The sequence below is a fragment of the Curtobacterium sp. MCBD17_021 genome, assembly GCF_003234525.1.
Taxonomy (GTDB): domain Bacteria; phylum Actinomycetota; class Actinomycetes; order Actinomycetales; family Microbacteriaceae; genus Curtobacterium.
Window position 1 is genome coordinate 93642 of record NZ_QKTS01000003.1, and the last position, 14093, is coordinate 107734.

Below are 14093 nucleotides of genomic sequence, written 5' to 3' on the forward strand. Positions count from 1 at the left end.
CGACGGCGGCCGGTGCGGCTGCCGGGTCAGCGCGCGTCGCGGAGCGCCTGCGCCTTCCGCTCGACGGCCTGTTCGAGCCCGGCGGCGTACTCCGCGAGCCGTGCGGCGACCGCGGGCTCCGACGTGCCGATGATGCGCGCCGCGAGGAGTCCGGCGTTGGCCGCGCCGTTGATGGCCATCGTCGCCACGGGGATGCCAGCGGGCATCTGCACGATCGACAGGAGCGAGTCGAGACCGTCCAGCCGTGCGAGCTGCACCGGGACGCCGATCACCGGCAGGGTCGTGACCGAGGCGACCATGCCGGGCAGGTGCGCCGCTCCCCCGGCACCGGCGATCACGACCCGGATGCCGCGCTCGGCGGCGGTCCGGCCGAAGCGCATCATCTTGTCCGGGGTGCGGTGCGCCGACACGACGTCGGCCTCGAACGGGATGCCGAGCTCGTCGAGGACGTCGGCCGCGGCGCGCATGGTCGGCCAGTCCGAGTCGGAACCCATGATGACGGAGACGAGGGGGGCTGGTGCGGAGCTGTCGGTCACCCTGACGAGCCTAGTGGCGGGCGTCGGCGGGGACGCGGTCATCGCACGGTGACGCTCCGGCACCCGAGCGAGGCGTCCCCGCCGCGGCCGAGGCCGGTGGCGGTGACACAGACACGGTGCTTCCCGGAGGCGACCGCCAACGTCCGCGCGTAGCCGTGGGCGGCGCCGGCTCCGTACGCTCGGTCGACGTCGGGCCGTGCTGCCGACGCCGCGACGCCGACGACCGCACGCCCGTCCACCCGCACGGTCACGGTGACCGGGGAACCGACGGCATCGCGGTCGAAGGCCCATCCGGACACGGAGAGGCGCCGGCTCGTGCTCGAGGTCACGCTGTCGACGCGACCGACCGGAGCGCTCACCGGCACCGTCACGGTCCGGCAGCCCGAGGCCGTGTCGGCACCCGGTCCGACGTTGCGGGCGACCGCGCACACCCGGTGCGACCCGCCGGCGGCCGGCACCACGACCTCGAAGCCGTGGGCGGCGCCCGCGCCCGTCGCCCGGGCCACGTCGGGTCGGTCCCGGTCGGCGCGCGTCGTCCGGGTGGTCCTGCCGTCGACCGTGACGTCGACGCTCAGGGACGTGGCCGGCTCGTCGGCGTCCACGGCCCAGCCGCGGACGGCGACGCCCGCCGGGGCCGGCGTCGCGGAGTCCAGGCTGACGCGTGGGGCGGCCGGAGCGGACGGTGCGGGGGGTGCCGTCTTCGCCGCGGTGGGTGCGCCGAGCGCCGCGTTGGCGACCAGGGCCTGCGCGTAGGCCGAGTACCAGGACCCGGCCCTCGGTCCGCCGTTGCAGGTCCCGTCGCTCGCGCCGGGCGTCTTCACCCAGAGCAGCGCGTCCAGGGCCGTCCCGTCGGTCGCGACCCGGGGCGTCGTGCCCAGTCCCGCACCCGGGGCGTTGCACCAGGTGCCCCGCCAACCGGTGCCGCTCCGCGACGTGTCGATCACGTAGTGGGCACCACCGGTCAGTGCCGACACCCGCTGCGCGTAGGCCTGCTCCTGGGCGACCGGGTAGTAGTTCGCGACGTTGGTCGAGAAGCCGCGGGCCTGCTGCACACCTGCCTTCGTGAGCCGGTCCGCCATCGTCGCCGGCGGCACCCAGTTCGAGTTCCCGGCGTCGAGGTACGCGGGCACACCGGCGGCCGTGAAGGCAGCGACCTCGCGCGACAGGATGCGGTAGCGCTGCTCGTCGAGCGACCCGGTGCACGCGCTGTTGCTGAGCATGGCGAGCGAGTCCGGTTCGACGACGACAGCGGCACGCTTGCCCGCCAGGAGCGCCACGACCCGGTCGATCCAGGCGTCGTAGGACGCCTCGTCGAACCCGCCGGCCGAGTAGCCGCCGCAGTCCCGGTCCGGGATCGCGTACGTCACGAAGACCGCGGTCGTGCCGGTCGCTGCCGCCCCCTCGGTGGCCGCGGTGACGGTCTTGGTCAGCGTGGTGCCCTGGGTCCACTCCCCGAGCCAGGTCGCCACCGGGTACCGGGCGATGGTCGACGCCGCGGCGGCGCCGGCGGGGTCGCTCGTGCGGAGCGCTGCAGCGGCCTTCGCGGGCTCGCTCGTCGGCGAGGTGTACTGCCCGTTGCCGTACAGCTGCGCCGCGGTCCGTGACCGGACGTCGGGCGTCGGGGCGGCCGACGCGGCGGGGACGAGGAGACCGCTCGTCAGGGCTGCGACGGCGAGGCCGACGGCGAGAGCCGAGGTCGTGCGCATGTGGGGCCCCCTGGGGATCGGTGTTGTCGACCCTCCCATGCCACCACGTGACCTGCCCCACGGCCACCCGCCAGTCCGGGTGCCACCCGTCGTGGTGGCACCCGTCGCCGTCGGGCCACCGGGTCTCCCGATCTCCGGTCAGCCCCTCCGGCCGGCTGCCGGCTCAGTCGTCGAAGTGCGCTGCCGCCGCTCGCGCCCGGTACACGACGTCGTCGACGTCGTCACCCGTCACGGTGACGTGGCCGATCTTGCGACCGGGGCGCGGGGACTTGCCGTAGAAGTGGTACTTCGCCTCGGGGAAGGCAGCGAGCGCCGCGGGGTAGCGTGCCGCGAGGTCGCCGTCCGCCGGGCCCCCGAGCACGTTCACCATGACCGCGACGGCCGCCTTCGCGCCCGTCGCGCCGAGCGGCAGGTCGAGCACGGCACGGAGGTGCTGCTCGAACTGACTCGTGGTGGCGCCGTCGATCGACCAGTGGCCCGTGTTGTGCGGTCGCATCGCCAGTTCGTTGACGAGGATGCGCTCGTCGTCGGTCTGGAAGAGCTCGACGGCGAGGACCCCGGTGACACCGAGTTCCTCGGCGACGCGCACCGCGATCGCCTCGGCCACGTCGGCGACGCGTCCGGCGCTGGACGGCGCGGGGGCGATCACCTCGGCGCAGACCCCGGCGCGCTGCGTCGTCTCGACGAGCGGCCAGGCCACGATCTCCCCCGACGGCCGCCGGGCGACCGACTGCGCCAGTTCGCGGGTGAAGGGGACGAGTTCCTCCGCCAGGAGCGCCTGCTCGCCGCCGACCTCCGCCGCCGCGATGAACCAGTCCTCGACGTCGGCCGGGTCGGTGACGACGCGGACGCCCTTGCCGTCGTAGCCGCCACGGGGCGTCTTCACGACCACACGACCGCCGTGCTCGGCGAGGAACGCGCGCAGCTCCTCGGCGTCGTGCACCGCGGCCCAGTCCGGGACCGGGAGGCCCAGCTCGGTGAGGCGGCGGCGCATCGTGATCTTGTCCTGCGCGACCGCGAGGGGTCCCGGGCCGGGGTGCACCGCCACACCCGCGTCGCGCAGCACGGCGAGGACGTCCTGCGGCACGTGCTCGTGGTCGAACGTCACGACGTCGACGTCCCGCGCGAACGCCAGGACGGTCTCGGCGTCGTGGTAGTCACCCTCGGCCGTCGCCGCGATCGCCGCGGACATGCCGGGCCCCTCGGCGAGGACACGGATGTCGAGGCCGAGTTCCACGGCCGCGGGCACCATCATCCGGGCCAGTTGTCCGCCACCGATGACCCCGACACGCAGCACCATCGGTCAGCGACCCATGCCACGGTAGGTGAAGCCGGCGGCGCGCCAGGCCTCGCGGTCCAGGCAGTTCCGGCCGTCGATGACGACCGGCGACGCCACGAGCGACGCGACCGCGGCGGGGTCGAGCTCCCGGAACTCGTTCCACTCGGTGAGCACGAGCACCAGGTCGGCGCCGGTCAGGGCGTCGGTCGCGGTCTCGGCGTAGTCGAGCTCCGGGTGCACGCGTCGAGCGGTGACCACGGCCTCCGGGTCGTACGCGGCGACCGTCGCGCCCAGGCCGAGCAGCCGTGCGGCGATGTCGAGTGCCGGCGAGTCCCGGACGTCGTCGGAGTTGGGCTTGAACGCGAGACCGAGGACGGCGACCCGCTTGCCCGCGACGGCACCACCGAGCATCTCCTGGGCCAGCTCGACGACGTGCGCGCGACGGCGGAGGTTCGTCGCGTCGACGTCGGCCAGGAACGCCAGCGACTCGCCGACCCCGAGCTCGTCGGCCCGGGCCTGGAACGCGCGGATGTCCTTCGGCAGGCAGCCGCCCCCGAAGCCGAGGCCGGCGTTGAGGAACTTCCGGCCGATGCGGGCGTCGTGCCCGATGGCGTCGGCGAGCGCGGTGACGTCCGCACCGACGACCTCGGCGATCTCGGCCATCGCGTTGATGAAGGAGATCTTCGTGGCGAGGAACGCGTTCGCGCTGATCTTCACGAGCTCCGCGGTGGCGAGGTCGACGACCAGGCGCGGGGTGCCCTCGGCGAGCGCGGTCTCGTAGACCTCGTCGAGCGCCGCGACGGCACGCTGGCCGTCCTCGCCCTCCGGGACGCCGTACACGAAGCGGTCCGGCGAGATGGTGTCCTGCACGGCGAAGCCCTCACGGAGGAACTCCGGGTTCCACACCAGCGTCGCGCCCGGCACGGCGGCGGACAGGTCGGCGCCGAGGCGGGCGGCCGTGCCGACGGGCACCGTGGACTTGCCGACGACGAACTGGCCGGCCGAGACGTACGGCGTCAGCGACGCCATCGCCGCGTCGACGTACCGGAGGTCGGCGGCGCCGGTCGGCCCCTGCGGGGTCCCGACGGCGAGGAAGTGCACCTGGGCGCCGGCGACCTCGGCCATGTCCGTGGTGAACCGGATGCGGCCCGAGCCGAGCGCCTCGTCGAGGATCTCGGGCAGTCCCGGCTCGAAGAACGGTGCCTCGCCGGCAGCGAGTCGTTCGATCTTGGTCGGGTCGACGTCGACGGCGACGACGTCGTGTCCGAGCTTGGCCATGGAGGCGGCATGCACGGCACCGAGGTAGCCGCAGCCGATGACAGAGATACGCACGCGACGACGCTACCGGTTCCCGGCCCGATCCACATGACGGCGGACCGCGGGCTCCTCGTCGTGGTCGCCGGCACGCGGCTACCCGTCGTGCCGGGCAGTGCCCCTCACGATGTCGTCCCAGTCCGGTTCGCGGTGCCGCCGACGGGCCTCGTGCGCCTCGACCAGGTCGTGCAGCACCGCGACGACCAGGTCGGCGTGCGGGACGTCGCTCAGCACGAGGGCGGGGTCGTCCCCCGGGAACACGAGCACGTCACCGGACCGGAACAGGCCCTGGGCACCGCGGCGACGGACGGTCACGTCGTACCCGCGCGAGTGCAGGAGCTCGCGACGGGTCCGGGTCCCGAGGCCGTGCACGACGACGAGTCGCCGGGTGGTGACGACGTACCGCTGCGACAGCCAGCGCAGGAGGGGGACGACCCCGCCGAGGACGACGAGCGCGACGGCCGCCACCGCGACGACGACGTTGACCCAGGCCAGTTCGGCACGGAACACGCCGAACCCGAACCCGCCCGCGGCGGCGACGAGCACGACGAACACCGCCGGGCGGACGAGCCGTCGGGCGTGCGGCCGGAGCCGTGCCACGACCAGCTCGGGCGGTGGCTCGTCGGTCATGCCGTCATGCATAGCGCAGGTGGGTGACGTCCCCCACCGCGACGCCCCTGGGGACGCCGCTCCGGTCCCGGATCGTGATCCGACCGTCGTCGTCGACACCGGTGGCGTCGGCCTCGACGATCGACCCGTCCGGCAGCTCGAGCCGCACCCGCTGGCCGACCGTTCCGCAGACCGCGCGCACGTGGGAGCGGACCGACTCGGCGGCCGCGCCCGGCGTCGCCAGGCCGGCGACCGCCTCCTGGAGGCCCGTCCAGAGGTCCGTCAGGACGGCGTCGGCGAGCGTCGTGGCCGGCTCGGTGGCACCGGCGACGAGCAGCGAGGTCGCGGTCGGGGTGGGCAACGCGTCCGCGGGGATCGTGAGGTTCACCCCGACGCCGACCACGACCGAGCCGTCGCGCGCGACCTGGCAGAGCACGCCGGAGACCTTGCGGCCGTCGACGAGGACGTCGTTCGGCCACTTCACGAGGACGCGCCGTTCGGTCGGTCGATGGTCCTCGTGACCGTGACCGTGCCCGTGACCGTGCCCGGACAGCGCGTTGACGACCGCGTCCCGGACCGCGGCGCCGGCGACGAGGGGCAACCACCCGCGCTCACGCGGCTCGAGGTCGGCACGGACGAGGACGCTGGCGGCCAGGGTCCGTCCCGCCGGGGCCTCCCAGGTGCGGTCCAGGCGCCCCCGCCCCGCGGTCTGGTCGAGCGTGACGACGACGCTGCCGGAACGCAGCCCGGGGGCGGCGACCAGGAGGTCCGCGTTGGTCGAACCGGTGGTCGCGGTCGCCGTGAAGGTGGCGCCGGTGGCCTCGACGGCGGCACGGGCACGGGGGAAGGAGGGCGCGACCGGTGTGGACATGCACGCAAACCTACGGGCCGGAACCGTGGGGGTCCTCCAACGGGCCCGCTCCGGACCGCCGGTAGGGTGAGCGGGTGACCACAGGAGACACCCCCGATCTCTCGACGACCGCCGGCCGTCTCGCCGACCTCCGCGACCGGTACCACGAGGCCGTGACCGCCGCGGGCGAGGCCGCGATCGCGAAGCAGCACGCCAAGGGCAAGATGACCGCCAGGGAGCGCATCGAGCAGCTCCTCGACGAGAACTCCTTCGTGGAGCTCGACGAGTTCGTCCGCCACCGCACCCACGCGTTCGGGATGGAGTCGAAGCGCCCGTACGGCGACGCGGTCGTCACCGGACACGGCACGATCCACGGCCGACAGGTCGCGGTGTACGCGCAGGACTTCACCGTCTTCGGCGGCTCCCTCGGCGAGGTCGCCGGCGAGAAGATCGTCAAGGTGATGGAGCACGCGCTGAAGACGGGTGTGCCGATCATCGGCATCCTCGACTCCGGCGGCGCCCGGATCCAGGAGGGGGTGGTCGCCCTCGGCAAGTACGGTGAGATCTTCCGCCTCAACACCGCTGCCTCCGGCGTCATCCCGCAGATCTCGATCGTGATGGGACCGGCGGCCGGTGGCGCGGTGTACTCCCCCGCCCTCACCGACTTCGTCATCATGGTCGACAAGACCAGCCACATGTTCGTCACCGGTCCGGACGTCATCAAGACGGTCACCGGCGAGGACGTCGGCTTCGAGGAGCTCGGCGGCGCGCACACCCACAACGCGGTCTCGGGCGTCGCGCACTACCTCGCCGAGGACGAGACCGACGCGCTGGACTACGCGCGCTCGCTGATCGGGTTCCTGCCGGACAACAACCTGTCCGACCCGCCGAGCTACGACGTCGCGCCCGAGCTCGAGACCACCGACGCCGATCGCGAGCTCGACGTCGTGATCCCGGACTCGACGAACCAGCCGTACGACGTCACGACGATCATCGAGCACGTCGTGGACGACGGCGAGTTCCTCGAGGTGCAGCCGCTCTTCGCGCCGAACATCATGATCGGCTTCGGCCGCGTCGAGGGCCGTACCGTCGGCATCATCGCGAACCAGCCGCAGGCGATGGCCGGCACGCTGAACATCGACGCCGGTGAGAAGGCCGCACGCTTCGTCCGGTTCTGCGACGCCTTCGGCATCCCGATCCTGACCCTCGTCGACGTCCCCGGGTACCTGCCGGGCACCGACCAGGAGTGGACCGGCGTCATCCGCCGTGGCGCGAAGCTGCTGTACGCGTACGCCGAGGCCACCGTGCCGCTCGTGACCGTCATCACCCGCAAGGCGTACGGCGGCGCGTACATCGTCATGGGCTCGAAGCAGCTCGGCGCCGACATCAACCTGGCGTGGCCGACCGCCGAGATCGCGGTCATGGGCGGCCAGGGCGCGGTCAACATCCTCTACCGCAGCGAGATCAAGCGTGCGGAGGAGGCCGGCGAGGACGTCGCCGCGGTCCGCACCAAGCTCGCGAACGAGTACACGTACAACGTCGCGTCCCCGTACCTCGCAGCGGAGCGCGGCGAGCTCGACGGCATCATCCAGCCGCACGCGACCCGCGTGTCGGTCATCAAGGCGCTCCGGGCCCTGCGCGGCAAGCGGGCGAGCCTGCCGCCGAAGAAGCACGGGAACATCCCGCTGTGAGCCCGCGTCACGCTGCCGCCGTCCCGGCCGACGAACCCACGTCGGTCGCGGACGTCCGCGTCGTCGGGGGCGACCCGACGCCGGAGGAACTCGCCGCCGTCATCGCGGTCCTGCAGCGGCAGGCCGACGAGGCCGCGGCCGCCGGCCGGGCCCGTGCGGAGGACTCGCCGAGGTCGGGCTGGGACGCTTCCGCCCGGGGCATGCGTCGACCGCTGCACCAGGGCACCTGGAGTCGGTCGCTGCGCTGACCAGCGTGTACCCCGAGGATCTTCCGCTGACAGCAGTCGTCCAGGCTGTCGCCGAGGCCCGCTGGGACGCACCACCCGGCCCGGACCGACGCACCGTTCCGTCTCCCCGCGGTCGGGGGGGGCGTCCCGCCTGCAGATCGCCGCAGATCGGCGGGATTGTCCCCCGAAATGATGACTGACACCCCGCGGTGCTGCGGGCATCATTGTCTGTGTTCGGTGTTCTTCGTTGAAGTGCATCGGCGGTCGGTGGCCGACTAGGGTACGAAGCCACCACCGTGACGAGTCAGGGCGGTATTCGGGTTGTCGCTCTGCCTCGGGTCGTGAACGGGCCGGTCGGTAGCTCCGACCGGCCCGTTCCCGTTTCCGGCGTGCGCTGTGTCAGTTTCCCGGCGTGCGCTGTGTCAGCTTCCCGGCGTGCGCTGCGTCAGCTTCCCGGCGTGCGCTGCGTCAGCGCTGCGGGCCAGCCGGTGCGGGCGACTCCGCCGACCGGGCGATCTCGAGCCACAGCGCCACCGAGTCGTCCTCGTCGCCGTCCTCGTCGTCGTCGGCCGCGCCGAGGGCCGCCGATTCGCTCTCCGCGGCGTCGAGACGGAGCCCGACCACGGTGACGGCCGCGTCGGCGCCGTCCGGCACGGTGCGGACGATGACGCTGTCCGCCTGGGCTTCGAACGCGCGCCGGAGCGCTTCGGCGAGTTCGCCGTGCACGCGCTGCTGCTCACGGACGTCGAGGTCGTCCAGCCCCCCGTCGTCGTGCAGCTGCACCACGGCGCCACGACGACGCAGGCGCATCACCTCGGTCCGCACGTCGTCCGACAGCAGCGACCGGCCACGGATCTCGTCGCGGATCGCCTGCTCGAGGTGCAGGCTCTCCGCGCGCTCGTCGGTGTCGAGGTCTCCGCAGGTGTCGATGATGCGCTGCAGCATCGGCAGCGCCATCCGCGTGGTCTGCCCGAGGCGGACCTGCCGCTCCGACACGTGGGCGTCCTGGGCCGCCTGCCAGTCGACGGTCTCCTGCTCGGCGCGGACGAAGTCACGGGTGATCCGGTTCGCGTGGTTCATCGCGATCGAGAACCCGGTCGCCACCGACAGCCAGATGACGCTGCCGAGCGCGCCGAGCTCGCCGAGCGCCCCGAGCCCGGCCCAGGCGACGGAGTGCACCGTGCAGAAGAGCACGCCGGCCCAGGCGAACGGGCCGCGCTGCCGGACGGCGAGCACGACCATGAGCGTCCCGACGGCCGCGATCCACCACGTGGAGTAGGTCGGCGCGACGCTGAGGTCGACGACCGGCGCGCAGACGATCGGCATCACGAACGCGGTGGCGAGTGCGAAGCACGCCACCCAGACCGGCAGCGCGGGCCCGCGCACGAACAGCGCCAGCGCCGTCGCCGCCGCGTAGAGGACCATGCACGACACCACGCGCGCGGCGTCCGCCGGCGCCGCGGGCAGCGTGGACGCGGCGAGCACCAGGTGCACGAGGGAGAACAGCGCGGCGAGACCGGTCGCGCTCCCGCGGGTGCCGGGGGCCCTCATGCGACGTCTCCCGTCGCGGGCTCCGTGCGGGGCGCCGGCCACCGGAGCACGACCCGCGTGCCGGAGCCCGGTGCCGTCAGCACCTCGGCCGCGCCGGCCGCAGCGGCCATGCGCTCGACGATCGACCGTCGGACCCCCAGTCGCTCCGCTGGCACGGCGTCCCGGTCGAACCCCGCGCCGTCGTCGGCGACCTCCACGCGGACGGACGCGTCGTCGGCGTCGATCGTCACCCACCGCGACACGTCGTTCCCCGCGTGCTGGACGCTGTTCACCGCGGCCTGCAGTGCCGCGGACGCGAGCGCGTCGGCGGCGGAGGCCGGGACGGCCGGGCCGTCGGTCGGCGCCGTGCGCACCTCGACGGGGGCGGCGAGCGCTGAGACCGAGGCGGTGATGCGCTCACGGAGCGCGTGGAACGGCACGACCGGGTCCTCGCCGGGGCCGTCCGCCGCCGCCGCCGCGAGGTGGTCGATCGCGTTGCGTGCCATCCGCGCCGCGAGGGTCTTCGCCTCGAGGGTGTCCGCCCGCGCCGCGGACAGCAGGGTCGTCAGCACGCTGTCGTGCACGATCGCGTCGACCTGGACGCGCTCGACCTCGGTCGCGTGCTCACGGATCGCCCGCGAGTAGCGCCGCACCGCGGTCGCCTGTGCCACGTCCACCGCTGCGGCCGCACGGCGGAGCACCACGATGAGCACGAGCGCCGCGATGCCGAGGACGGCGGTGTACACGCCGTCGAGCAACGCCCGCTGCAGACCGACCGCCCCGCCGGCGGGCGAGAGCCGCAGCAGGATGTACACGATCGGCACGAGCGCGTTGTAGACCGCTGCCCGCCAGGTGGCGAAGCTGAGCGACGCGGCGATGGTGCCGACGTTGCAGAGCCACCACGGCCACGGGATGTCCGCGGCGGAGAGCGGCTCGCGGACGGTCAGGGGGAAGGTGACGAGCGCGACGAGGAACAGCACCGCACAGACGATCTGCGCGGGCTGGGCCCAGCGCTGCGCGAACGCCGACGCACCGACGACGAGGAGCGAGAGCCCGACCACGATGGTCGTCGCCGGCGCCCAGAACGGGTCGAGGGACGGCAGCTGCCGGAACAACGACGGGGTGTTCACGGCGCCGAAGCCGATCGCGGCGATCGCCATGAGGATCGTGAACGCCCGGTCCAGCGAGGCCTGCGTGATCGTCGCGCGCACCGACCGCGACGGGTCGGTCATGCCCGAGGGCGACGTGCCCGTTCCCGGGTCGTCCCCCGGTCGCACGCGTTGTCCGACGGCTGCGCCGGACCCCGGGTGCGGCGGACGCCGGGCCGCTCCCGGCCCGGCGTCCGCCGCGGCGTCGGTGGTCACGAGGACCGCCGACCGCGGACGTCGTCAGCGACCATCGCCGTCGGGGTCGATGCCGGAGTCGAGCCCGGGCAGGATCCCGTCCTCCACCGCGCGGCGCAGGAGGTCGACCTTGGTGGGCGCGGGACGACCGACCTCCACGTACTTCACGCGGATGCGGTCGAGGTACTCGCGGGCCGTGGAGTACCCGATCCCGAGCTGCTGGGCCGCCAGCTTGAGCGGCAGACCCGATGCGTACAGGTGCAGGATCTCGCGCTCGCGGCGGCCGAGCTGCGCCTTCGCGAAGTCCCGGTCGGCGTCGATCGCACTCGCCCACTCGAGGTTGTTGAGGACGTCACCGCGGGCCACGGTCGCGACGGCGGCCATCACGGTCTTGGTGGCGGAGGACTTCGGGATGACACCGGCGGCCCCTGCCGCCAGCGCCTCGCGGACGTTCGCCACCCGGTCGGCGATGCTGTGCACGAGGACGGCCGAGCCGGTCCCCTGCACGCCCTTGACGTTCTCGGTCACCGTCGAACCGTCGCCGAGCGACAGGTCGAGGACGACGACGTCGACCTCACGCCCACCGAGCTGCGCGATGTACTCCGGGACGCTCGCGGCGGTGAGGACCACCTCGAACCCCTCGTTCTGACACGCGGCCTGGATCCCCAGTCGGACCGACTCGTGGTCGTCGACGATGGCGACCCGGACCGGCCGGGTCTCGAGACCGGCAGTCCCTGTCGTGCCGGTCGTTGTGCTGGTGGTGTCTCCCACGGTTGCCTCTCGTTCCGACGACGCGCCGGGCCCTGATCCCGGTTGCCGTCAGCAACCAAGGATACCCAGGTCAGCCTCAGCTTCGTACCCCGCAACGGAAGTGCCGGACCCGGTCGGCGTCGACCGCGTCAGGCGACCGGCACCAGACGCGCCACGGCCTCCAGGTGGTGGGTGTGCGGGAAGAGGTCGAACGCGCGGAGGGCCTCCAGGCGGTAGCCGAGGTCCGCGAAGGTGGCGACGTCGCGGGCCAGCGCGACCGGGTCGCACGCCACGTAGACGACCTGGGCCGGCTGCAGCGCCGCGACGGAGACGACGACGTCACGGCCGGCACCGGCGCGGGGCGGGTCGAGGACGACGGTGCCGGCGCGGAAGCGCTCCCGTTCCGGACGGGAGGCGGTGTCCACGGTCCGGGCGAGCCATCGGTCGACGCGACCGGTCTCGGCGCGGGCGCCGATCCACTCGGACAGGTTCTCCTGCGCGTGCTCCGTCGCCCGGGCGGCGCTCTCGACGCTCGTGACGCGGGCGCGGGGACCGGCCACGTCGGCGAGGGCGGCGGCGAGGAGGCCGACCCCGCCGTACAGGTCGAGGTGCTGCCCCTCCGGGTCGAGCCGCTCACGGTCGAGCAGGTCCTGCACGGCGGCGGTGAGCACGGCGGGGGCCTGCCGGTGCACCTGCCAGAACCCGTCGTCGTCAACGGCGAAGGTCCGCTCGCCGACGATCTCGTGCACCACGGTGGGACGCTGCGCGTCGATGACGAGGCGGGCACCCTCGGAGCCGCTCGGGCTCAGGACGTCGACGACCTCCGCGCCGGGCATCGAGCCGCGGGCGATCGGGGCGGACTCCTGGACGGCCGCCGTGGCCAGCGGCAGCGAGGTCACGGGGACGACGGTGTGCGAGCGGGCGGCGAAGGGGCCGGGGGTGCCGTCGGCGTCGACGTGGAGCCGCAGGCGGGTACGCCAGCCGAGGCCGTTCACCTCGTCGTCGCCGGGAGCCGACTCGACGAGCACCGGTGCGCCGAGCATCTCGTCGAGGTCGACACGGCCGAACCGGGAGAACGAGTCGACCAGGACGTCCCGCTTCAAGGTGCGCTGGTGGGCGAGGGCGATGTGCCCGAACTCCGCGCCGCCCGGGCGCACCGCGGGGTCGCGCTCGAGGGCCGCCTCGGGCCAGACGTGGTCGACCCGGTGCTCGCTCGGGTCGAGGACCTGCACGGTGTCGGCGCGCCAGAACGACTTCTTCCGGTCCTCCGTCACCCGGGCGACGACCCGCTCCCCCGGGACCGCGTCCGAGACGAACACCACGCGCCCCTCGTGCCGTGCCACCGAGATGCCGCCGTGGGCGATCCCGGTGACGTCGAGTTCGAGCAGTGTGCCGACGGATTCACCCATGGTTCGATGTTCCCATGCGTCTGTACCTCGCGAGCACCTCCCCCGCCCGCCGTGCGCTCCTGGCGCAGGCCGGGATCGACCCCGTGCTCGTCTCGCCCGGCGTGGACGAGGACGCCGTCGGGCTCGCCGAGCGGGACCGCCTGGGTCGTGAGCTCACCGGGCCGGAGCTCGTCGCCCTGCTCGCCGTGGCCAAGGCGTCCGCCGTCGCCGACGGTGCGGTGACGACCGCCGGCCCGCTCGACGGCTTCGTCTTCGGCGGCGACTCCGCGTTCGAGGTGGACGGGCAGCTGTACGGCAAGCCGCACGACCCGGCGGTCGCGCGGCGACGGTGGCGGCAGATGCTCGAGGCCGGCGGCGGCACGCTGTGGAGCGGACACTGCGTCATCGACCGACGCGCCGGTGGCCGACCGACCGTGTCGGGGCCGGGAGGCGCGGTGACGTCGGGTGACGGGCCTCCCGTCCGACCGGTGGCCGGGTCCGGCATGTCCGCCGGGTCCGACGCGGTGGCGTCCCTGGGCGCGGTCGCGCCGGGCGGGTCCGCGCTCGTCACCGACGGCGACCGCGTGGTCGCGGTCGACAGCGCCGTCCTCACGTTCGCCGACGACGTCTCCCCGGCCGAGATCGACGCGTACGTCGCCACCGGCGAGCCGCTCGAGGTCGCCGGCGCGTTCACGATCGACGGTCGCGCCGCGGCGTACATCACGCGGATCGACGGAGCCCCCTCCGCCGTCGTCGGCCTGTCGCTCCCGGTCCTCCGTTCGATGCTGCGCACGGGCTTCGGGATCGCTTGGCACGACCTCTGGGCCCTGTAGACATCCACCTGCTCCACGGGGTGTTTCTTGTGGATGC

The 14093-nt window shown here is 73.7% G+C and carries 13 protein-coding genes; 3 read left to right on the forward strand and 10 right to left on the reverse strand.

Going from position 1 to position 14093, the window contains the following annotated elements:
• Positions 1–26: 26 nt before the first annotated feature.
• The 6 genes from purE to DEI83_RS04065 form a co-directional block, all read right to left on the reverse strand.
• The gene (gene purE, locus DEI83_RS04040) at positions 27–536 is read right to left on the reverse strand and encodes a 5-(carboxyamino)imidazole ribonucleotide mutase (RefSeq protein WP_258371054.1); all 510 of its coding nucleotides are present in this window, start codon (positions 534–536) and stop codon (positions 27–29) included.
• 38 nt (positions 537–574) lie between these two features.
• On the reverse strand, positions 575–2242 hold the full coding sequence (locus DEI83_RS04045) for a glycoside hydrolase family 6 protein (RefSeq protein ID WP_181431063.1): 1668 nt from the start codon (positions 2240–2242) through the stop codon (positions 575–577).
• Between the two features lie 163 nt (positions 2243–2405).
• On the reverse strand, positions 2406–3542 hold the full coding sequence (locus DEI83_RS04050) for a 5-(carboxyamino)imidazole ribonucleotide synthase (protein ID WP_111080521.1): 1137 nt from the start codon (positions 3540–3542) through the stop codon (positions 2406–2408).
• A 3-nt stretch (positions 3543–3545) separates the two neighbouring features.
• Positions 3546–4853, reverse strand: a complete 1308-nt coding sequence (locus tag DEI83_RS04055) for a UDP-glucose/GDP-mannose dehydrogenase family protein (protein WP_111080522.1) — start codon at positions 4851–4853, stop codon at positions 3546–3548.
• A 78-nt stretch (positions 4854–4931) separates the two neighbouring features.
• Positions 4932–5465, reverse strand: a complete 534-nt coding sequence (locus DEI83_RS04060; RefSeq protein WP_111080523.1) for a PH domain-containing protein — start codon at positions 5463–5465, stop codon at positions 4932–4934.
• A 4-nt stretch (positions 5466–5469) separates the two neighbouring features.
• Positions 5470–6315: a biotin--[acetyl-CoA-carboxylase] ligase gene (locus DEI83_RS04065; protein ID WP_111080524.1), complete on the reverse strand. Its 846-nt coding sequence runs from the start codon at positions 6313–6315 to the stop codon at positions 5470–5472.
• Between the two features lie 74 nt (positions 6316–6389).
• Between DEI83_RS04065 and DEI83_RS04070 the strand changes: the two genes are divergently transcribed.
• Together DEI83_RS04070 and DEI83_RS04075 are read left to right on the forward strand one after the other, a co-directional pair.
• Positions 6390–7985, forward strand: a complete 1596-nt coding sequence (locus DEI83_RS04070; protein WP_111080525.1) for an acyl-CoA carboxylase subunit beta — start codon at positions 6390–6392, stop codon at positions 7983–7985.
• The gene (locus tag DEI83_RS04075) at positions 7982–8233 is read left to right on the forward strand and encodes an acyl-CoA carboxylase subunit epsilon (RefSeq protein WP_111080526.1); all 252 of its coding nucleotides are present in this window, start codon (positions 7982–7984) and stop codon (positions 8231–8233) included. The genes DEI83_RS04070 and DEI83_RS04075 overlap by 4 nt, the downstream gene beginning before the upstream one ends.
• Before the next feature lie 447 nt (positions 8234–8680).
• Here DEI83_RS04075 and DEI83_RS04080 read toward each other — a convergent pair whose 3' ends face one another.
• The 4 genes from DEI83_RS04080 to DEI83_RS04095 all read right to left on the reverse strand — a co-directional run bounded on the left by DEI83_RS04080 (position 8681) and on the right by DEI83_RS04095 (position 13244).
• Positions 8681–9763 (reverse strand): hypothetical protein, encoded by a 1083-nt coding sequence (locus DEI83_RS04080; protein ID WP_181431064.1) that lies wholly within the window; start codon positions 9761–9763, stop codon positions 8681–8683.
• A complete protein-coding gene (locus DEI83_RS04085) occupies positions 9760–11106 on the reverse strand; it encodes a sensor histidine kinase (protein WP_111080527.1) in 1347 nt (448 codons plus the stop codon). Before DEI83_RS04085 ends, DEI83_RS04080 begins: the two co-directional genes overlap by 4 nt.
• A gap of 24 nt (positions 11107–11130) precedes the next feature.
• Positions 11131–11856: a response regulator gene (locus tag DEI83_RS04090; RefSeq protein WP_375334645.1), complete on the reverse strand. Its 726-nt coding sequence runs from the start codon at positions 11854–11856 to the stop codon at positions 11131–11133.
• A 128-nt stretch (positions 11857–11984) separates the two neighbouring features.
• A complete protein-coding gene (locus tag DEI83_RS04095) occupies positions 11985–13244 on the reverse strand; it encodes a class I SAM-dependent RNA methyltransferase (protein ID WP_111080528.1) in 1260 nt (419 codons plus the stop codon).
• A gap of 14 nt (positions 13245–13258) precedes the next feature.
• Here DEI83_RS04095 and DEI83_RS04100 point away from each other — a divergent pair, with 14 nt between their 5' ends.
• Entirely contained in the window at positions 13259–14056 is a 798-nt protein-coding gene (locus DEI83_RS04100; protein ID WP_111080529.1) for a nucleoside triphosphate pyrophosphatase, read from the forward strand.
• Positions 14057–14093: the final 37 nt, after the last annotated feature.

What these genes read in the sequence shown, in the direction of transcription:
- DEI83_RS04045 (WP_181431063.1), bottom strand. Translation starts at nt 2,242, where the DNA reads ATGCGCACGACCTCGGCTCTCGCCGTCGGCCTCGCCGTCGCAGCCCTG.
- DEI83_RS04050 (WP_111080521.1), bottom strand. Translation starts at nt 3,542, where the DNA reads ATGGTGCTGCGTGTCGGGGTCATCGGTGGCGGACAACTGGCCCGGATG.
- DEI83_RS04060 (WP_111080523.1), bottom strand. Translation starts at nt 5,465, where the DNA reads ATGACCGACGAGCCACCGCCCGAGCTGGTCGTGGCACGGCTCCGGCCG.
- DEI83_RS04065 (WP_111080524.1), bottom strand. Translation starts at nt 6,315, where the DNA reads ATGTCCACACCGGTCGCGCCCTCCTTCCCCCGTGCCCGTGCCGCCGTC.
- DEI83_RS04080 (WP_181431064.1), bottom strand. Translation starts at nt 9,763, where the DNA reads ATGAGGGCCCCCGGCACCCGCGGGAGCGCGACCGGTCTCGCCGCGCTG.
- DEI83_RS04095 (WP_111080528.1), bottom strand. Translation starts at nt 13,244, where the DNA reads ATGGGTGAATCCGTCGGCACACTGCTCGAACTCGACGTCACCGGGATC.
- DEI83_RS04100 (WP_111080529.1), top strand. Translation starts at nt 13,259, where the DNA reads ATGCGTCTGTACCTCGCGAGCACCTCCCCCGCCCGCCGTGCGCTCCTG.